Here is an 18,535-nt window from a genome sequence, read left to right as displayed (position 1 = left end):
CCCCGAACCTCCGACCGGAACAGAGGAGCCCGCGCGAGCGTGCCCGCCCGCGCGGGCTCGTACCATCGAAGCTGGAGACATGGCCAACTGGTTCCAGCAGAGCATCATCGCGACGGGGCGGCTACCGCTGTTCTGCTACTTCGTCGCGCTCATCGTCGCCTTCATCGCCACCCGGATCAACGTCCGCCTGATCAGGGCCAAGGTCGGCTGGTTCCGCAACGTAAACGTCGGCGAGATGCACATCCACCACGTGGTCTTCGGCGTGATCCTCATGCTCGTCGGCGGCGTCACCGGATTAGTCGTCTCCTCCGCCTCGCAGGTCGGCTACGCCGCCGCGGCCTCGGTCTTCGGAGTCGGCTCGGCGCTGGTGCTGGACGAGTTCGCGCTGATCCTGCACCTGCACGACGTCTACTGGGAGGAGGAGGGGCGCACCTCGGTCGACGCCGTGTTCGTCGCGGTCGCCGTCACCGGCCTGCTGCTCATCGGCCTGCGCCCGCTCACCTGGGACTACGGCACACCCGTCAACCCGGCCGTGCTCATCGTGGCCAACCTGGTGCTCGCGGTCGTCACCCTGCTCAAGGGCAAGATCTGGACGGGACTGGTCGGGCTGTTCGTGCCGGTGCTGCTCGTCGTGGGCGCGATCCGGCTGGCGCGGCCGGGGTCGCCGTGGGCGCACTGGTTCTTCGCCAGGCGCTCGCCGCGCAAGATGGCCACGGCCATCCACCGGGAGGAACGCTGGCGGCGGCCGGTGATCGTCGCCAAGATCGCCTTCCAGGAGTTCCTGTCGGGGCGGCACGACCTGCCCTCCACCCGCCGCGGCCGTCGGCATACTTGATCCATGCCGCCAGAGGAGTCACCGCTGGGGACGCCGCCGGGGACGCCGCCGGGGACGCTGCCGGGACGAGACGCGCCGGACGGCTCGCGGGCGCGCGTGCCGGGCCTGGACGGCCCGTTGCCGGCCGCCGTGCTGCCCGTCGCCGGCCGCCGCGGACTGGTGCTCGCGGGCGGCCACGCCCTGGCGTTCCACGGCCTCACCGACCGGCCGGGCGAGGAGATCCACTTCGTCGCCGACGCCGGCCGGTCCCCGACGGAGGTGGCCGAGGCGCTGTGGCGCGGGTTCCTGGAGGCCGGGCTGGAGGCGGGGCTGGAGGCGGGGTCCGGCTCGGTGGCGCACCGGGAGGCCAGGCTGGCGGTGCGCGAGCCGGTGACGGGCGAGAGCCGGGAGGTCGTCCTGCACCGGGAGGCGCTGCAGCGACCGGCCGTCACGCTGGTCGGGCCGCGGACGCTCGACGCGGCCGGGCTGCGGGTGCTGGACGCGGATGACGCGGCCGGGTTGCGGGTGCTGGACGCGGATGACGGGGTCGGGTTGCGGGTGCTCGACGTGGATGACGGGGTCGGGTTGCGGGTGCTCGACGTGGACGACGCGGTCGGGCTGGCGCTGCGGGCGCTGCACGACCGGGGGCTCGCCGGTGACCTCGCGGTGGCCGCCCGGGCCGGCCGGTCGCGCGCCTTCCGCGACCTGGAGGCGCTGGCCAGGCCGTACCTCGACGACTTCGCGCCGCCCGAGCTGGTCATGCGGCTGGAGTTCGCCGAGCTGATGCCGGACGAGGCGTTCCGGGCGTGCGGGCTGGACGGGACGGAGACCGCGCGCGTACGGGCGTTCGCCCGCGCCTGGGCGGAGGACATCAGGCTGCGGCGGTCCGAGGACGGCGACGCCGACTACGACGACCCCGACCTGCCCGCCGTCGACTGATCCGGCGGCCGGCCCTCGTGGCGGGGCGCTCTCCCGGGCGGGCCGTCAGTCCGGCACGGGGACGACCGGGGACAGCGTGGGCCGCTTGGCCGTGCGGCCGTCGCCGGACGACAGGCCGCGCAGCCGGCGGTGGATCCACGGCGCGGCGAACCCCGCGAGCCAGCGCGCCTCCGTGACCGCGGCCCGCCAGACGGTGGGGCGAGGCAGCGGCGGCAGGGGGAGCGTCCAGGTGTCGTCGCTGTCCGGCAGGCCGAGGGTGTGGGCGACGGCGGCCGCGAAGCGGGCGTGGCCCAGCGGGCTGGCATGCAGCCGGTCCGTGCTCCACATGCGCGCGTCGGTGAAGAACGCGTACGGGAAGGTGTCGACCACCGTGACGCCGTGGCGGGCGGCGGCGGCGCGCACGTGGGCGTTGTAGGCGAGCACCCGGGGCAGGAGCGGCCGGGCCGCCGGGGCGATCTTGCCGAGGTCGGGGAAGGTGACCGTGACGACCCGCGCGCCCGCGCCGGAAAGGGCGGCGAACATCTCCTCCAGCACGCCGACGACCTTCGCGGCGTCGAAGCCTGGGCGGATGAGGTCGTTCATCCCGGCCATGACGGTCGCCAGGTCGGGCCGCAGCGCCAGGGCCGGGGCGAGCTGCTCGTCACGGACCTCGGCGGCCAGGCGGCCCCGGACGGCGAGGTTGGCGTACAGCAGGCCGGGCTCGCACCGCGCGAGGTGCTCGGCCAGCCGGTCGGCCCAGCCCCGGTGGCCGCGCAGGTCGTCGCCGTCGCCCAGGCCCTCGGTCTGGCTGTCGCCGAGCGCCACGTAGCGGGTGTAGGTCATCGGGGCTCCCTTCCGGCGCGGGCGCGGGTGGCGCGCTCGCTCAGCGTTCGCGCGGTGGCCAGGCACCAGTCGCGCGTCTCCCGCTCCAGCCGGCAGCCGGCCAGGCAGGACAGGTACGGGCCGACGCGCTCGCCGTGCCGGAGGAACGTCTCCTCGTCCACGTCGCCGCGCAGGCGCTCCAGCGTCCGTTCGAACAGCGCCAGCCTGGCCGCCGCCTGGTCGGCCCGCTCCCGGAGCTGGGCGACGACGGGCGCCGGGTCGAGCACGTCCACGGCGTGCACCTTGACGACCAGCTCGTCGCGGAGCAGCAGCGGCCTGGCGGGGGCGGCGGCGAAGGCGGCGAGCTCGTCGAGGCCGGCCGTCGTGACGGTGAAGACCCGCTTGTTGGGGCGGCCGTGCTGGACGACCTCCCGGCCGCTGATCAGGCCCTCGCCCTCCAGCCTGGTCAGCTCGCTGTAGAGCTGCTGCGGGGCGGCGTACCAGAAGTTCGCGACGCCCACGTCGAAGACCTTGGCGAGCTGGTAGCCGCTGTACTCGCCGTCGAGCAGGGCGGCGAGCACGGCGTGCCGGAGCGCCACCGGCTAGGCCTGATCATGATGATGAGTAGTCATGTTCATGACTATAGCGATTGAGCGGTCGTCTCCTCCTGGAGGATGAGGCGTCAATCAAAGTTGACATACTTCGGTTGTCAATTTAGGTTGACGGGTGTGGATCGCGCGTCGCCGTTCGTTGGCGTTGTCGGAGCACCTCTGGAGAGGACAACTGGTGATCAAGGACTTACTCGTCTACATGCGCCCGCACCGGGGCATCCTTGTGATCGGCGGGCTGCTGGGCCTGGTCGGGTCCGTCGCGGGGCTCGCGATGCCGCTGCTCGCCAAGTACGTCGTGGACGCCTTCGGCGCGGACCGGTCGATGGCCGGGCCGCTCATCGGGCTCACCGTGGCCGTCCTCGTGGGCGCGGTGGTCTCGGCCGGCGGCAACTACCTGATGGAGCGCACCGGCGAGGGCATCGTGCTGGGCGCGCGGCGCAAGCTGGTCGACCGCCTGCTCCGGCTCAAGGTGGCCGACGTGGACCGGCTCAAGCCAGGCGACCTGATGTCCCGGGTCACCGGAGACACCACCCTGCTCCGGGCCGTGCTGACCAACGGCGTCGTCAACTCGGTCGGCTCGGTGTTCATGCTGGTCGGCGCCATCGTCATGATGGCCACCATGGACGGCGTGCTGCTGCTGGTCACGCTGCTCGTCGTGGTCGTCATCGGCGGCATGACCGGGCTGCTCATGCCGCGGATCCAGCGGGCCCAGCAGGACGCGCAGGAGGCCGTGGGCGAGATGGGCGCGGTGCTCGACCGGGCCCTGCAGGCGTACCGCACCGTCAAGGCGAGCGGGGCGGAGGAGCGCGAGATCGGCGTCGTCGCGGTCGCGGCCGAGCGCGCCCGCGACCGCGGCCTCCAGGTCGCCGGCTGGACGTCGCTCGCCGGGGTGGCGACCTGGATGGCGGTGCAGATCGCGTTCCTGTGCGTGCTGGGCGTCGGCGGCGCGCGGGTCTCCGCCGGCACGCTGGAGGTGTCGTCGCTCATTGCGTTCCTGCTGTACCTGTTCTACCTGGTCGCGCCCATCGGGCAGCTCGTCGAGGGCGCGGTCCAGCTCCAGCAGGGCCTGGCCGCTGTCAAACGGATCAAGGAGATCGAGAACCTGCCCGCCGAGCCGGTCGCGGTCGCGACCCCCTCCGCGGCCGAGCCGGTCGGCGTGCGGTTCGCGGACGTGGTCTTCCGGTACGGCGAGGACCGGCCGGCCGTCCACCACGGGGTGAGCTTCGAGGTGCCGCCCGGTGGCCTGACCGCCCTGGTGGGGCCGTCCGGCGCCGGCAAGTCCACCGTGTTCGCCCTGCTCGAACGCTTCTACGAGCACCAGGAGGGCACGATCACGGTCGGCGGCCGCGACATCCGCGACTGGCCGCTGGCCGAGCTGCGCGCGGCGCTCGGCTACGTCGAGCAGGACGCCCCCGTGCTCGCCGGCACCCTGCGGGAGAACCTCCTGTTCGCCGCCCAGGACGCCACCGAGGAGGACCTGCGGCGGGCCGTCACCCGCACCCGCCTCGACGACCTCGTGGCCCGGCTGCCCGAAGGCCTCGACACGGCCGTCGGCCACCGCGGCGTGCTGCTGTCGGGCGGCGAGCGGCAGCGGGTCGCGATCGCCCGCGCGCTGCTGCGCAAGCCCCGGCTGCTGCTGCTGGACGAGGCCACCTCGCAGCTCGACGCGGTCAACGAGCTGCGGCTGCGCGAGGTCATCGCCGAGGTGGCCGCCGAGACGACTGTGCTCGTCATCGCGCACCGCCTGTCGACCGTGACCAACGCCGACCGCATCGTCGTCATGGAGGGGGGCGAGGTGCGGGCCGTGGGCACCCACGACGAGCTGGTCGGGCACGACGAGCTCTACCGCGAGCTGGCCGCCACCCAGTTCCTCGTGTCCTGACATGTGGGACGGGGGATGACGGAGCGGGGGGAGGGGCGTTAGAGGTGGCGTGACAGGCGGATACCACAGCGGGCTCGACGGGTTGCTGGACGGCCGGAGGTTGTCGCCCGTGCAGCGGCGGATCGCCCACTACCTGTCCGAGCACCTCGACGAGGCCATCTTCCTGTCCAGCGTCGAGCTGGCCGAGCGGGCCGGCGTGAGCCAGCCGTCCGTGACCAGGTTCGCGGTCGTGCTGGGGTTCGCCGGATATCCCGAGCTGCGGCAGGCACTGCGGCCGCTGGTGCTGGGCGGCGCGGCCGACGGCTCGCACGAGAGCCTGCTGAGGGGCGCCATCGACGACGAGATCCGCGGCCTGACCCGGCTGCGTGAGCGGCTGCCGGCGCTGCCGCTCAAGGAGCTGGGCGAGGCGCTGGCCGCCACCGAGCCGCTGCCCGTGGTCGGGCTGCTGGCCTCCAGCGGGCCGGCGACCACCCTCGCCCACTTCGCCCGGCGCATCCACCCGGACGTGCGGCTGCTGAGCCACGGCGGCTGCGAGCTGTCCGACGCGTTGCACGCGGCCCGCCGGGCCGGGGCGGAATGGGTGCTCGCGGTCGTCCTGCCCCCGTATCCCGCCGACGCGGTGCGAGCCCTGGAGTACGCGGGGAAGCTGGGGCTGAAGACGGCGGTCATCACCGACCGGCCCGACTTCCCGGCGGAGGTGGTGCTCGACGCGCCCGTCGGCGACCGGCCGGTGTCCAGCACCCACGCGGCGCCGCTGGCCCTGGCCATGGCGCTGGTGGAGGCCATGGCCGAAGCGGCGCCGCTGCGCACCAGGGCGCGGCTGGAGGAGTGGGAGCGGATGACCGGCGAGATCGGGACGTTCGCGCCCGTGGACCGCCGCTAGCCCTACCCGGCCAGCCGGCGCAGCGAGCGCACCGACCAGGTCACGGTCAGCGCGGCCAGCGCCAGCATGACGGCGAACGCCACCGGGATCGAGGGGTCGGCCAGGTCGCCGGCGAACAGCGCCCGGCCCGCCACCACCGGGTGGTACATCGGGTTGAGCACCGCCACCCGCTGCATCCACTCCGGGGCCAGGGCCATCGGCAGCAGGGCGCCCGACAGCAGCATGATCGGCAGGGCGAAGAACTGCATGATCTGCGCCATGCCGTTCTCGTCGCGCAGCGACAGCGCCAGGCCGTAACCGATGCCGGAGGCGAACAGGCCGGTCACCGCGATGAGCAGCACCGTGACGGCGACGCCGGGCAGGCTGGCCCGCATGCCCATCGCCAGCGCGATGAGCACCACGGCGACCGACTGGAGCATCAGCACGACGCCGTCGCGCAGGGTCCGCCCGAGCACGATCGACGGGCGCCAGGCCGGGCTGACCGCGACGCGCTCCAGCACGCCGCTGCGCAGCTCGTAGATCATGCCGTAGCCGACGCCGATCGAGCCGAACAGCGCGGTGATCACCAGCATGCCCGGGGTGAACCCCGTCAGCATGTCGGCCGTGGACTGCCCCGCCGACCCGGCGACCAGCGGGCCGAACAGCAGGAGGTAGAGCACCGGCTGGACGATGCCGAACAGCGGCCAGACCGGGTTGCGGAACGTGTTGCGCAGCTCGTAGCCGAGGAAGAGGCCCGTGTGGCCGACCACGTGGCGGATCACGCGGCGGCTCCGGTGTCGCGCAGGGAGCGGCCGGTCCTGGCCAGGAAGACGTCGTCGAGCGTGGACCGGTCGAGTGCGATCGAGGTGAGCGCGAGGTCCTCGTCCTGCAGCGTGCGCAGCAGCGCGGGCAGCGCCCGCTCCCCGTCGTCGACGTACACGCGCAGCACCTCGTCGTCCAGGCGGGTCTCCCGCGCGTACGGGCTGAGCGTCTCGGCGGCCCGAGCGGGGTCGTCCACCCGGAGCGTCACCACGTCGCCCGAGACGTCCCTCTTCAGCTCTCCCGGCGTGCCCTGGGCCACCACCCGCCCGTGGTCCACGATCGCCAGGCGGTCGCACAGCGCGTCGGCCTCGTCGAGGTAGTGGGTGCTGAGCAGCACGCTGGTGCCCAGCTCGCGCAACTGGCGGATGCGGTCCCAGAGGTTGGCCCGGTTCTGCGGGTCGAGGCCGGTGGTCGGCTCGTCCAGGAACAGCAGCGGCGGGCCGTGCACCAGGCCGAGGGCGATGGCCACCCGCCGCCTCTGGCCGCCCGACAGCGTGCGGCCCGGCCGGTCGGCCGTCTCGGTCAGCGCGAACCGCTCCAGCACCTCGGCGGTGGCCCGCGCGGGGTCGGCCACGCCGTGGATCCGCGCGGCCATCATGACCTGGGCGCGGGGCGTGGTGTTCTCCTCCACGCCGCCGGCCTGGCTGACGTAGCCGAGGTTGCGGCGCACCCCGCCCGGATCCTGCAGCAGGTCGTGACCGGCGATCGTGGCCGCGCCGGAGTCGGGGACGATCAGCGTGGCGAGCATCCTGATCGTGGTGGTCTTGCCCGCGCCGTTCGGGCCGAGGACGCCGAAGATCTCGCCCTTCCTCACCTCCAGGTCGACGCCGCGCACGGCCTCGACGGTCTGTCCGCCCTTCCGGCCGCGGGTCGTGAACGTCTTGCGTAAGTCGTGGGCCTCGATGATCATGTGAGCCTCCTTCAGAACAGCTCGCCCGCCTCCACCCGTGTGAGCGCGTCCTCGGCCCAGGTGAGCTGGGCGGCGAACATCGCGGCGGTGAGGCGGAGGTTCTCGTCTATGTGGCGGGGGGCGCCGTAGCGCTGTTTGGCGCCGTAGGCGTGCTCGATCAGTGAGATCGAGCGCCGCAGCTCCTGGATCCGGTGGTGCAGCGCCGGGATGAGGTCCGCCCTGTCGAGGCGGTCGGCGTAGGTGAGGGCGACCTGGAAGGGGTCCACGATGGGCCGCACCTCGTGCCAGGACAGGAGCAGGTTGCGGTGGAACTCCTCGCGGCCGGCCTCGGTGATCGCGTAGACGGTCTTGCCGCCCTTGCCGCCCTCGACCACGGTGAGCAGGCCCTCGTCGGCCATCTTGGACAGCCCGTGGTAGATCGAGCCGAACGCCACGCTGGCCCAGCTGTCGGCGCCCATCACCTCCAGTCGCCTGCGCACCTGGTAGCCGTTCAGCGGCTCGTCGAGCAGCGTGCCGAGGATGAGAAGCCGGGTCGAGGAGGACATACTCAAATTTGTACTCAAATTTGAGTACATCGTCAAGGTCCTAAACTGGGCGCATGACCACACGGCCCACCGCGTTGATCACCGGAGCTTCCAGAGGCGTGGGCGAGGCCGTCGCGCGGGCGCTGGCGCCGACCCACGACCTCCTGCTCGGCGGACGCGACCAGAGCGCCCTGGCCCGCCTGGCGGGCGAGCTGCCCGGCGCGCGGCCCTGGCCGGTCGAGCTGACCGAGGTCACCGCGGCCGACGTCGAGGGCGTCGACCGCCTCGACGTGCTGGTGCACAGCGCCGGCATCGCCCCGCTCGGCCGGATCGCCGACAGCCACGCCGCGGCCTGGCGCACGGCGATGGAGGTCAACGTCGTCGCCGTCGCCGAGCTGACCCGGCTGCTGCTGCCCGCGCTGCGGCGGGCCGAGAGCCACGTGGTGTGCGTCAACTCCGGCCAGGGGCAGCGCACCGGCGCGGGCTGGGGCGCCTACTCGGCCAGCAAGTTCGCCCTGCGCGCCTTCGCCGACGCGCTGCGCGCCGAGGAGCCCCGGCTCAGGGTGACCAGCGTGTACCCCGGCCGGATCGACACCGACATGCAGCGCGGGGTGCGCGAGCACGAAGGCGGGCCGTACGAGCCGGGCCGCTACCTGCGGCCCGAGAGCGTCGCCCGGGCCGTGCTGGCCGCCGTCACCGCCGGTCCCGACGCACACCTGACCGAGCTGACCCTGCGGCCGGCCGCCGGTCCCGTCTCCTGACCCGGCCGCCGATTCTGCGCCTCGGCCCCCGCCTCCTCCTTGAGGAGGACGCGCGGAACCGTCCGCTGGTCGTACCCCTTTAGGGAATCTTTGCATCGGTCCGGACGTTGGCCGGGTATAGAACGCAGCTGCGGAACGAGGTGCGCTGGGGATGGCAAGGCCAACGGGGAGTCGCGCGCAGGAGCAGCACGTCGCCGAGCGCGATCTGCTGGGGACCTACCTCGCCGAGATCGGCAGGGTCCCGCTGCTCACGGCGGAGGAAGAAGTCGAGCTGGCCAAGCGGATAGAGGCCGGGCTCTTCGCCGAGCACCTGCTCGACCGCGGAGGCTCGGAGCCGCGCATCGGGGACGCGGCCGACGAGGAGCTGGAGCGCCTGGCGATCTCCGGGCGGCGGGCGAAGGACGAGTTCATCCAGGCCAACCTGCGCCTGGTCGTGGCGGTGGCACGGAAGTACTCCGGCCGGGGGATGCCGCTGATCGACCTGGTCCAGGAGGGCAACCTGGGGTTGGTCCGGGCCGTCGAGAAGTTCGACTACCGGCGGGGTTACAAGTTCTCGACCTACGCCACCTGGTGGATCAGGCAGTCGGTCGGGCGGGCCATCCACGAGCAGGCGCGGCCGGTGCGGCTGCCCACCCACGCCGGTGAGCAGATGACCCGGCTGATGCGGGTGCGCCGCGACCTGCTGGCCGAGTTCGACGTCGAGCCGACCGACGACGACCTCGCGGCGATCCTGGAGCTGCCCATCGAGCGGGTGCGCGAGCTGCGCCGCTGGGCCTCCGACCCGGTGTCGCTGCAGCTCGGCGTGGGTGACGAGGACGAGACCGAGCTGGGCGACATGATCGCTGACGAGACCTGGGCCGACCCGGAGCAGCAGGCGATCGACATCCTGGAGCGCGAGCGGCTCGACGAGTGGCTGACCGATCTTGAGGGCGACACCCGTGACATGCTCCGCTGGCGCTACGGGCTGGTGGACGGGCGCGAGCACACGCTCACCGAGGTGGGCGAGCGCTACGGCATCGGCCGCGACCGCGCCCGCCGCATCGAGCGCGACGCGCTCGCCCGGCTGCGCCGGATGGCCACCGCCGCCGCCTGACCCCCTTGCGGGGCCGGGCGGCTCCCGGGGCCCCGGCGGCGGGCCGACCGCTCAGGGGGCGGGCGTGATCTGGAACAACGCGGCCTTCCACGCGCCGTCCCTGCGCACCAGCGCCGTCGTGGCGTAGACGCGCATCGTCTGCTTCGTCGTGCCGTTCATGAGCACGTCGATCTCCACGGTGCTGTTGTGCACGGCGCTGTCGTCGGTGAGCATGACGACCCTGTGGTCGGACTGGTCCGTCCGCGTGTACGGGTTCCGGTTGTCGGCGAACCCCTTGAGGATCGCGTCGCGGTCGGTCTGCACGCCCCACTGCGACACGCTCACCACGTCGTCGGTGAGGAAGCGGTCGTAAAAGGCCGCGTCGCCGTTCCTGTTGGCCTCCCAGGCCCGCTCGGTCAGCTCGATCAGCTCGTCCATCATGGTCCTCTCATGTCACACTGACACCGGTTTAACCGGTGTCAGTGTTACAGTTCGCTCGTGGACGACGCAAGTGGCATGACGCTGACGGCTCGCGACGGGCAACGATTCAGGTTCGACGCGGGGACGCTGTGCCTGGAGTTCCTGCTCACCGGGGCCGCCGACCCGTGGGAGCAACTGCACGCGCCCGAGGACCTGGCGGCCTGGATCCCGCGATCGCGGCTCGGCCTTCCCGGCCCGGTGAGCGTGGACGAGAGCGACCTGCGGGCGGCCAAGCGGCTGCGGGCCGCCGTCCTGCATCTCGCCGAACACGCCACCGGCCGCCGCGTCCCGGGCGCCCGGCCCTTCCCCGAGCCGCCCCTCGACGGATCGTCTCCCGGCGAGTCGTCCGTCGGCGAGTCGCCTCCCGGCGGGTCGTCCGTCGGCAGGTCGCCCGTCGGCGGGTCGTCTCCCGGCGGGGCGCCCCGGGACGGGCAGGCCGGCGTCGTGCGGGCGCTGGAAGCGGTCAACGAGGCCGCAGCGGCGCCGCCGCCCGTGCCGGTCGTCAGCCGGGCGCCCGGCCGGGACGCCGGGTCGGGGCTGGAACGAGGGTGGGCCGAGCCGGTGACGGCCGCGCAGTTCCTCTCGGCCGTCGCGCGGGACGCGATCGAGCTGTTCAGTAGCCCGCTGGTGGACCGGGTCCGGATGTGCGAGGGGGAGCGGTGCGCCCTGATCTTCCTCGACACCTCCCGGCCCGGCGCGCGCCGCTGGTGCTCCATGAGCCGGTGCGGCAACCGGCACAAGATGCGCGCACGCCGCTCCTGACCTTCCTGCGGAGCCACGGCTCCGGCGTTCCCGCGTGTCCGGAATACAGGGTGTGATTTATCCGAAACACCGGCGAAACACCCGTTCCGCGAGATTCACCGACGTGAAACACACCTGGTCGAGCCACGAAACCGAGGACGAACACGCTGTGTCCACACGTCACATGTAAGGAGGGTCGCGTCGTGAAGATCGATAGCGGCACGACTGCCTGGATGCTCACGGCCACCGCGTTGGTGCTGTTGATGACTCCGGGCCTCGCGTTCTTCTACGGGGGCATGACCAGGGCCAAGAGCGTCCTGAACATGATGATGATGTCGTTCGTCGCCATCATCACGGTGTCCATCACCTGGGTCCTGTACGGGCACTCGCTCACCTTCAGCGACAACCCGATGTCCTGGCTCAACAACTTCGTCGGCGGCTTCGAGCACTTCGGCCTGCAGAGCCTGGTGGACACGGCCACGAAGGACGACGGCACGGGCATGCCCAGCCTGATCTTCTCGGCCTTCCAGCTGACGTTCGCCATCATCACCGTCGCCCTGATCAGCGGCGCGATCGCGGACCGGGCCAAGTTCGGGGCATGGGTGCTCTTCACGATCGTCTGGGCGACGCTCGTCTACTTCCCCGTCGCCCACTGGGTCTGGGGCACCGGCTGGCTGAACACCCTCGGCATCGAGGACTTCGCCGGCGGCACCGTGGTCCACATCAACGCCGGCGCCGCCGCGCTCGCCCTGGCACTCGTGCTGGGCAGGCGGCAGGGCTGGCGCAAGGAGCCGATGCGGCCGCACAACCTCACGCTGGTCCTGCTCGGCGCCGGTCTGCTCTGGTTCGGCTGGTTCGGCTTCAACGCCGGTTCGGAGCTGGCGGTCGACGGCACGGCGGCCCTGGCGTTCATGAACACGCAGATCGCCACCGCCGCGGCGGCGGGCGCCTGGCTGCTGGTCGAGAAGAGGCGCGACGGTCACGCCACCACCCTCGGCGTGGCCTCCGGCGCGGTCGCGGGCCTGGTCGCCATCACCCCGGCCTGTGGCTTCGTGGACCCCTGGGCGGCCATCGTCATCGGCCTGCTCGCCGGCGCGGCCTGCGCCTACGCCGTCGGCCTGAAGTACCGGTTCAACTACGACGACTCGCTCGACGTGGTCGGCGTCCACATGGTCGGCGGCCTGGTCGGCGCGGTGGCGCTGGGCTTCCTCGCCCGCTACCCGTTCCTGGAGCAGCAGAACGAGGGCCTGTTCTACGGCGGCGGGTTCACCCAGCTCGGCCTGCAGGTGCTCGGCCCGGTCGCGGTGGGCGGCTACTCGTTCGTCGTCACCTGGGTCATCGCCAAGATCATTGACAAGGTGATGGGCTTCCGGATCCCGGTCGAGGAAGAGGTCACCGGCATCGACATCACCACCCACGCCGAGACCGGTTACGACCTCGGCACGGTGCACGCCTCCGGCGTGACCTCCCCGAACGGCTCCGTCGTCCCGGCAGGCAAGAAGGTAGAGGCATGAGGCTCATCACCGCGGTCATCAAGCCGTTCAAGCTCGATGACGTCAAGGCAGCGCTCGAGCAGTTCGGCGTCAAGGGCATGACCGTCAGCGAGGCCAGCGGCTACGGCCGCCAGCGCGGCCACACCGAGGTCTACCGGGGCGCCGAGTACCAGGTCGACCTGGTGCCCAAGGTTCGCCTGGAGGTCCTGGCCGAGGAGGACGACGCCGAGGACGTCATCGACGTCATCGTCAAGGCCGCCCAGACCGGCAAGATCGGCGACGGCAAGGTCTGGTCGGTGCCCGTGGACACCGTGGTCCGGGTCCGCACGGGCGAACGCGGCCCCGACGCCCTGTAGCGCAAAGCCGTAGCCGGGACCGTCAGATCACATCGAGGCGAGGGGAAGCCTTGAGGGGAGAAGCGCGTTCGTACGCCGCCGCCCGCAAGGAGCGGGCGGCGGACACCGACCGGTGGCTCAAGGACCTCTTCCGGACGGCGAGCGACGGTGAAGGCGTCTCCCTGGTCGCCGTCGGCAGCCTCGGCCGGGGTGAGCTCGCCCCGGGCAGCGACCTCGACCTGGTCCTGCTCCACCACGGCCGAGACGACGTGGGCCGGATCGCCGACCGCATCTGGTATCCCGTCTGGGACTCCGGGGTCGGCCTCGACCATTCGGTGCGGACCGTGGACGAGGCCGTGACGGTCGCCCGCGACGACCTCAAGGCGGTGCTCGGCCTCATCCAGGCCAGGCACGTGGCGGGCGATCCCTCCCTGACCCGCGGGGCCAGGGAGGCGGTGCTCGCCGAGTGGCGGGCCGACTCCCGGCGCCGGCTCGGCGAGCTGCGCGACGCGGCCGACAAGCGGGCGCAGACCAGCGGCGAGCTGGCCTTCCTCCTCGAACCCGATCTCAAGGACGGCCGCGGCGGCCTGCGCGACGTGCAGGCCATGCAGGCGGTGGCCGCCGCCTGGGTCGCCTCGGCGCCCGGCCCGCGGGCCCGCGAGGCGTACGAGTTCGTCCTCGACGTGCGGCACGCGCTGCACGTCGTCACCGGGCGCGGCACCGACCGGCTCGTCCTGCAGGAGCAGGACGCGGTCGCCGGCCTGCTCGGGCTGCTCGACGCCGAGGCGCTGATGCGGCGGCTGGCCGAGGCCGGCCGGACCGTCTCCCACGCGTTCGACGCCACCTGGCGCACGGTTGACAGGCTGGTGTCAGGGCCGGCCCCGCGCGGGCGCCGTCCGCTGGCCGACGGGATCGTCGAGCACGGCGGTGAGGTGGTGCTCGCCCGCGGCGCCGACCCTCGCAAGGACCCGCTGCTCGTGCTGCGCGCCGCCGCGGCGGCGGCCGAGTCGGGACTGCCCATGGCGCCGGCCACGGTGTCCGTCCTGGCTGCTCAGTCGCCTCCGCTGGCCGTGCCGTGGCCGGAGGAGGCCCGCGGCCTGTTGGTGTCGATCCTCGGCGCCGGCCGTGCCGCCGTGCCGGTGTGGGAGGAGCTCGACCAGGCCGGCATCCTTGTCAAGTTGCTTCCTGACTGGGAGCGCGTCCGGCACCGCCCGCAGCGCAACCCCATCCACCGGTTCACCGTGGACCGGCACCTGATCGAGGCCGCCGCGAACGCCGCCGGCCACACCCGTGACGTCTCGCGCCCCGACCTGCTGCTGATCGGCGCGCTGCTGCACGACATCGGCAAGGGCTGGCCGGGCGACCACTCGGCCACGGGCGAGGTCGTGGTGCGCGACATCGGCGCCCGCATCGGCCTGCCCCCCTCCGACGTGGAGATCCTCGCCACGGTGGTCCGCCACCACCTGCTGCTGCCCGAGACCGCCACCCGCCGTGACCTGGACGACCCGGTCACCATCGAGAAGGTCGCCGGGACGGTCGGCTCGCGCGAGGTGCTCGACCTGCTGGCGGCCCTGGCCGTCGCCGACGGCCACGCCACGGGCCCGGCCGCCTGGAACTCCTGGAAGGCCGGTCTCGTGGCCGACCTGGTGCGCCGGGTGCGTTCCGTGCTGTCCGGCTCGCCGCCGCCGAAACCGCCGACGCTCTCGCCCGAGCAGGCCGCGCTGGCCCGGCACGGCGGCGGCGCCGTGCGCGTCAACGGCGGAGCGGTCACGGTCGTCGCCCCGGACCGGATCGGCCTGCTGTGGAGCGCCGCCGGGGTGCTGGCGGCCCACCGGCTGATCGTCCGCTCGGCGGCGTCGGCCTCGGCCGGCTCCACCGCGGTGATCGAGTTCTCGGTCGTGCCCGAGTACGGTTCGCCGCCCGACCCCGCCACGCTGGAGGCGGATCTGCGTCTGGTCCTTGCTGGGCGTCTTGACATCGAGCAGCGCCTGGCGCGGCGGAGCAGGGCCGCCAGGCCTCCGCGCGTGCCGGTCGCCCCACCCCGTGTGACGTTGGTGGATGACGCTTCGGCGACCGCCACGGTGGTCGAAGTCAGGGCCCATGACAGGCCGGGGCTCCTGTGGCGCATCGGCAGGGCCTTCGGCGACTGCGGTCTTGACGTGAGAGCTGCTCGCGTGGAGACTCTCGGCGCGGAGGCGGTGGACGTCTTCTATGTGGTGGACCGCGCCGGACGCCCCCTCAGCGACGACGCGCAGCGGGCCCTCGTCCGCGATCAGGTGCTCGCAGCGTTGCGGTAGCCGACATGGCGGCGATGGCATGTGTAACGATTGTGTCCGGTTTGGCGTATTTAGTCTGACGCTACGAGTACCTTGTGGACGTCCTACAGGGCCAGATGGGACAAATCGGCATGATTGAGGGGTAACGGGAGCAGTGACAACGGGGATCTCGGAGAGCGGCACACCCGCCGAGCGGGGCCGTGGGAAGCGCTCGCTGGCCCGGCTGAGGCTGCGGAACTGGCGCGTCAGGTGGCGCCTGACCGCGCTCATCCTCGTTCCCACCGTCGTCTGCGTCGCGCTCGGGGGAACGCGCGTGGTCGGCTCGGTGCAGAGCATCGAGGACTACGACCGGACGACGCGCGCGGCCCAGCAGGCCGAGCGGATCCGCGACCTGGTCCAGGCCGTGGGGGCGGAGCGCGACACCGGCGGCTGGCTGGACGCCGCCCGCAGCCTGCGCAAGCGGCTCGCCAAGCCGTACGCCGAGCGCAAGGCCGCGGTGGACGACCTGGTCAAGCGGGTGCAGGCCGACCTCGACACGATGGACACGTCCTACGGCACGCGCGTGCAGGAGGTCGTCCGCCGGGCGCGCCTCGACCTCAGCCAGCTCGGCCGGACCCGCGGCGAGGGCCAGCGCGACACCACCCGTTACGACTCCCTGCTCGACACGATGCTCCGGCTGCACGACGAGCTCGGCCTCATCAGCGACGACCCGCAGATCATCGGCCAGTTCCGGGCGCTGAGCGCGCTCGCCCGGGCCAAGGAGGAGGTCTCCCGGCAGCGCGTCCAGCTCCTGCGGGGCTACTACAACTCCGCCAGCGTGGACGCCAAGGAGGTCGAGCGCTTCATCGCGTCCAACGCCGCCCAGCGCGCCGCGATCGCCACCGTCTCCCTGGAGGCGGGCCCGCAGGTCGGCCTGAAGCTCCAGAAGGAGCTGACGATCCCGCAGTACTACAACACCCAGCTGACCAAGGCCCGCGCGATCACGCTGGCCAGCGGCAAGGCGCCGGGCGTCCGGCTGCGGCAGGACCTGCTCGCCACCACCGACGCCAAGGTCACCCCGGCCGACCAGTGGTTCGCCGACAACGCCACCACGATCAGCGCTCTGCACAAGGTCGAGAGGGAGATCAGCGGCGCGCTGGCCCTGCGCGGCGGCGAGCTGCGCGACACCGAGATCCGCGCCGCGGTCATCGCCGGAGCCCTGATCCTGGCGCTGCTGCTCCTCGTGCTGCTGCTCACCGTCGCCATCGCCCGCTCCATGGTGACGCCGCTGCGCCGCCTGCGCACCGAGGCCCTGGAGGTCGCCGGGTTCCGCCTGCCCGACGTGGTGCGCCAGCTCCGCCTCTCCGGCGACTCGGTCCCCGAGGTCCGGCCCATCGACGTGGACGGCAACGACGAGATCGGCGAGGTCGCGCGCGCCTTCGATCAGGTGCACCGGCAGGCCGTCCGGCTCGCCGGCGAGGAGGCGGAGCTGCGCAGCAACATCAGCTCCATGTTCGTCAACCTCTCGCGGCGCACCCAGACGCTGGTGGAGCGGCAGATCTCGCTCATCGACGGCCTGGAGAAGGGCGAGCAGGACGGCGGCCGGCTGGCCGACCTGTTCAAGCTCGACCACCTGGCCACCCGCATGCGCCGCAACTCCGAGAACCTCCTGGTCCTCGCCGGGCACGAGCCGTCCCGCCGGCGCAGCCAGCCCGCCAAGCTCGTCGACGTGGTGCGCGCCTCCCTGTCGGAGGTCGAGGGGTACGAGCGCGTCCAGGTCAAGGTGCACCGCGGCACCTCCGTCCTCGGCAGCGTCGCCAACGACCTCGTGCACCTGGTGGCCGAGCTGGTCGAGAACGCCCTGCAGTTCTCCCCGAGCAACTCGCCCGTGGTGGTGACGAGCAGCCTCGTCGACGGGGGCGGCGCGCTGCTGTCGGTGACCGACGCGGGCATCAGCATGACCGAGGAGGAACTGGCCGAGGCCAACCGCCGCCTGGCCGAGCCGCCCGTGGTCGACGTCTCCGTCTCCCGCCGGATGGGCCTGTTCGTGGTCGGCCGCCTGGCGCTGCGCCACGGCATCCGCGTCCAGCTCCGCAAGGCCGGCGGCAGCGGCCTGGTCGCCATGGTGCTGCTGCCTCCGGCGCTCATCCCCGACGGGACCCAGAAGCCGCTGCCGCAGCGTCCCGCCTTCGGCGGTTCCGGCGCAGCCGTGCCGCCCGCGGGCGGGCCCGGCGCCGTCCCGGTGCAGAACGGCACGTTCCGCTCGTTCAACAGCCTCGACACCTTCGGCGCGCACGCCGCCCGCGGCGGCGGCCCGGCCGCCACGGGTCCCGCGGCGGGTCCCGGCTCCGCCGCCGGGCCGGTCACGGCTCCGGGCACCGGCGTGAACGGAACGGGGAGCGGCGGCGCGAAAGGCGCCGGCGGCGCGAACGGTCCCCTGCCCGGGCGCAACGGCGCGTCCCGCTTCACGGCCGACACGGACGGCGGCGCCTTCCGGCAGCAGTCGTTCGACACCGGCGGCTACCCGTCGTACCCGAGCCCCTCCTACCCCAGCACGGAGCGGCCCAGCACGGACCGGCCCAGCACGGACCGGCCCGGCGCGGACCGGCTCGGCGCGGACGGGCTCGGCGCGGGCGGGCCCGGCACGGACCGGCCCGGCTTCCCGTCCTACCCGAGCACCGAGTCCACGGGCCGGGGCTTCCCGGCCCCGCCTCCCGCAGCGCCGCCCACGCCGTCGTTCAGCACGGCGGAGGTGCGCCGGCCCGACCCGCATCCGTCGGTGGACGTCTCACCCATGGACTCCGGCGAGGAGTTCCTGCCGATCTTCGCCTCGGTGGAGTCGGCGTGGTTCCGCAGGCCACCCGGTGAGCAGGCGCCCGCTTCGGCCGCGCCAGCCGGTAACCCGGGTGAGGTAACGGCCGCACAAGCCGTACCCTCTGGGGAGGAAGCATGGCGAACCGCCGCGGACGCCGGCTGGCGTGCGGCGGCGGCCGCCAGCGACCCCAGTCTCGGCGGCATCACCGCCGCCGGGCTGCCCAAGCGCACCCCCAAGGCCAACCTGGTGCCCGGCACGGCGAGCACGTCGAGCGCCCAGCCGCAGCGGCAGGCGCAGCGGGCTCCGGCGCCGCCGGTGTCCGCCGAGCGCATGCGCAACAGGATGGCCAGCTTCCAGCAGGGAGTGCGGCGCGGGCGTGCGGAAGTACGCGAACAGGAGGAACGAGAGTGAGCGAGCG

17 protein-coding genes are annotated in these 18,535 nt (G+C 72.9%); 11 read left to right on the top strand and 6 right to left on the bottom strand.

Annotated elements, in window-relative coordinates; genetic code table 11:
* Positions 1–79: 79 nt before the first annotated feature.
* Both ACGF0J_RS31230 and ACGF0J_RS31225 read left to right on the top strand, forming a co-directional pair.
* The gene (locus tag ACGF0J_RS31230; RefSeq protein ID WP_393151561.1) at positions 80–835 is read left to right on the top strand and encodes a hypothetical protein; all 756 of its coding nucleotides are present in this window, start codon (positions 80–82) and stop codon (positions 833–835) included.
* Positions 836–838: 3 nt separating this feature from the next.
* Positions 839–1,753, top strand: a complete 915-nt coding sequence (locus ACGF0J_RS31225; RefSeq protein WP_393151559.1) for a hypothetical protein — start codon at positions 839–841, stop codon at positions 1,751–1,753.
* 45 nt (positions 1,754–1,798) lie between these two features.
* Here ACGF0J_RS31225 and ACGF0J_RS31220 read toward each other — a convergent pair whose 3' ends face one another.
* Together ACGF0J_RS31220 and ACGF0J_RS31215 are read right to left on the bottom strand one after the other, a co-directional pair.
* Positions 1,799–2,575 (bottom strand): SGNH/GDSL hydrolase family protein, encoded by a 777-nt coding sequence (locus tag ACGF0J_RS31220; protein WP_393151557.1) that lies wholly within the window; start codon positions 2,573–2,575, stop codon positions 1,799–1,801.
* Positions 2,572–3,153, bottom strand: a complete 582-nt coding sequence (locus ACGF0J_RS31215; protein ID WP_393151555.1) for a PadR family transcriptional regulator — start codon at positions 3,151–3,153, stop codon at positions 2,572–2,574. The genes ACGF0J_RS31220 and ACGF0J_RS31215 overlap by 4 nt, the downstream gene beginning before the upstream one ends.
* Positions 3,154–3,340: 187 nt before the next feature.
* On the opposite strand from ACGF0J_RS31215, the gene ACGF0J_RS31210 reads away from it, so the two are divergent.
* Both ACGF0J_RS31210 and ACGF0J_RS31205 read left to right on the top strand, forming a co-directional pair.
* Positions 3,341–5,047, top strand: coding sequence for an ABC transporter ATP-binding protein (locus ACGF0J_RS31210; RefSeq protein WP_393151553.1), 1,707 nt, complete (start codon positions 3,341–3,343; stop codon positions 5,045–5,047).
* Positions 5,048–5,096: 49 nt separating this feature from the next.
* Complete coding sequence (locus ACGF0J_RS31205; protein WP_393151551.1) at positions 5,097–5,930, top strand: MurR/RpiR family transcriptional regulator; 834 nt, start codon at positions 5,097–5,099, stop codon at positions 5,928–5,930.
* Positions 5,931–5,932: 2 nt separating this feature from the next.
* Here ACGF0J_RS31205 and ACGF0J_RS31200 read toward each other — a convergent pair whose 3' ends face one another.
* The 3 genes from ACGF0J_RS31200 to ACGF0J_RS31190 are packed head-to-tail and all read right to left on the bottom strand — an operon-like array spanning position 5,933 to position 8,186.
* Entirely contained in the window at positions 5,933–6,691 is a 759-nt protein-coding gene (locus ACGF0J_RS31200) for an ABC transporter permease (RefSeq protein WP_393151549.1), read from the bottom strand.
* Positions 6,688–7,641, bottom strand: a complete 954-nt coding sequence (locus ACGF0J_RS31195) for an ATP-binding cassette domain-containing protein (RefSeq protein ID WP_393151547.1) — start codon at positions 7,639–7,641, stop codon at positions 6,688–6,690. Before ACGF0J_RS31195 ends, ACGF0J_RS31200 begins: the two co-directional genes overlap by 4 nt.
* An 11-nt stretch (positions 7,642–7,652) precedes the next feature.
* Positions 7,653–8,186, bottom strand: a complete 534-nt coding sequence (locus tag ACGF0J_RS31190) for a PadR family transcriptional regulator (RefSeq protein ID WP_393151544.1) — start codon at positions 8,184–8,186, stop codon at positions 7,653–7,655.
* Positions 8,187–8,239: 53 nt separating this feature from the next.
* On the opposite strand from ACGF0J_RS31190, the gene ACGF0J_RS31185 reads away from it, so the two are divergent.
* Both ACGF0J_RS31185 and ACGF0J_RS31180 read left to right on the top strand, forming a co-directional pair.
* Complete coding sequence (locus tag ACGF0J_RS31185; protein WP_393151541.1) at positions 8,240–8,926, top strand: SDR family oxidoreductase; 687 nt, start codon at positions 8,240–8,242, stop codon at positions 8,924–8,926.
* 151 nt (positions 8,927–9,077) lie between these two features.
* Positions 9,078–10,019, top strand: coding sequence for an RNA polymerase sigma factor RpoD/SigA (locus tag ACGF0J_RS31180; protein WP_101790387.1), 942 nt, complete (start codon positions 9,078–9,080; stop codon positions 10,017–10,019).
* A gap of 51 nt (positions 10,020–10,070) precedes the next feature.
* On the opposite strand, the gene ACGF0J_RS31175 is transcribed toward ACGF0J_RS31180, so the two are convergent.
* Positions 10,071–10,439 (bottom strand): nuclear transport factor 2 family protein, encoded by a 369-nt coding sequence (locus ACGF0J_RS31175; RefSeq protein WP_393151538.1) that lies wholly within the window; start codon positions 10,437–10,439, stop codon positions 10,071–10,073.
* Between the two features lie 57 nt (positions 10,440–10,496).
* Here ACGF0J_RS31175 and ACGF0J_RS31170 point away from each other — a divergent pair, with 57 nt between their 5' ends.
* The 5 genes from ACGF0J_RS31170 to ACGF0J_RS31150 all read left to right on the top strand — a co-directional run bounded on the left by ACGF0J_RS31170 (position 10,497) and on the right by ACGF0J_RS31150 (position 18,528).
* Complete coding sequence (locus tag ACGF0J_RS31170) at positions 10,497–11,240, top strand: CGNR zinc finger domain-containing protein (protein WP_393151536.1); 744 nt, start codon at positions 10,497–10,499, stop codon at positions 11,238–11,240.
* 182 nt (positions 11,241–11,422) lie between these two features.
* Positions 11,423–12,733 carry an ammonium transporter gene (locus tag ACGF0J_RS31165; protein ID WP_393151534.1) on the top strand — a complete coding sequence of 437 codons (1,311 nt, stop codon included), beginning with the start codon at positions 11,423–11,425 and terminating at the stop codon, positions 12,731–12,733.
* Positions 12,730–13,068: a P-II family nitrogen regulator gene (locus ACGF0J_RS31160; protein WP_393151532.1), complete on the top strand. Its 339-nt coding sequence runs from the start codon at positions 12,730–12,732 to the stop codon at positions 13,066–13,068. The genes ACGF0J_RS31165 and ACGF0J_RS31160 overlap by 4 nt, the downstream gene beginning before the upstream one ends.
* The gene (locus ACGF0J_RS31155) at positions 13,002–15,344 is read left to right on the top strand and encodes a [protein-PII] uridylyltransferase (RefSeq protein ID WP_393151740.1); all 2,343 of its coding nucleotides are present in this window, start codon (positions 13,002–13,004) and stop codon (positions 15,342–15,344) included. The genes ACGF0J_RS31160 and ACGF0J_RS31155 overlap by 67 nt, the downstream gene beginning before the upstream one ends.
* 133 nt (positions 15,345–15,477) lie before the next feature.
* The gene (locus ACGF0J_RS31150; RefSeq protein WP_393151530.1) at positions 15,478–18,528 is read left to right on the top strand and encodes a nitrate- and nitrite sensing domain-containing protein; all 3,051 of its coding nucleotides are present in this window, start codon (positions 15,478–15,480) and stop codon (positions 18,526–18,528) included.
* The last annotated feature ends 7 nt before the right edge of the window (positions 18,529–18,535 follow it).

This window comes from Nonomuraea sp. NPDC047897 (assembly GCF_043204415.1).
In the GTDB taxonomy this organism is placed as follows: domain Bacteria; phylum Actinomycetota; class Actinomycetes; order Streptosporangiales; family Streptosporangiaceae; genus Nonomuraea.
The sequence above is the reverse complement of the archived record's forward strand: the minus strand, read 5'-3'. Positions and strand labels throughout refer to the sequence as shown.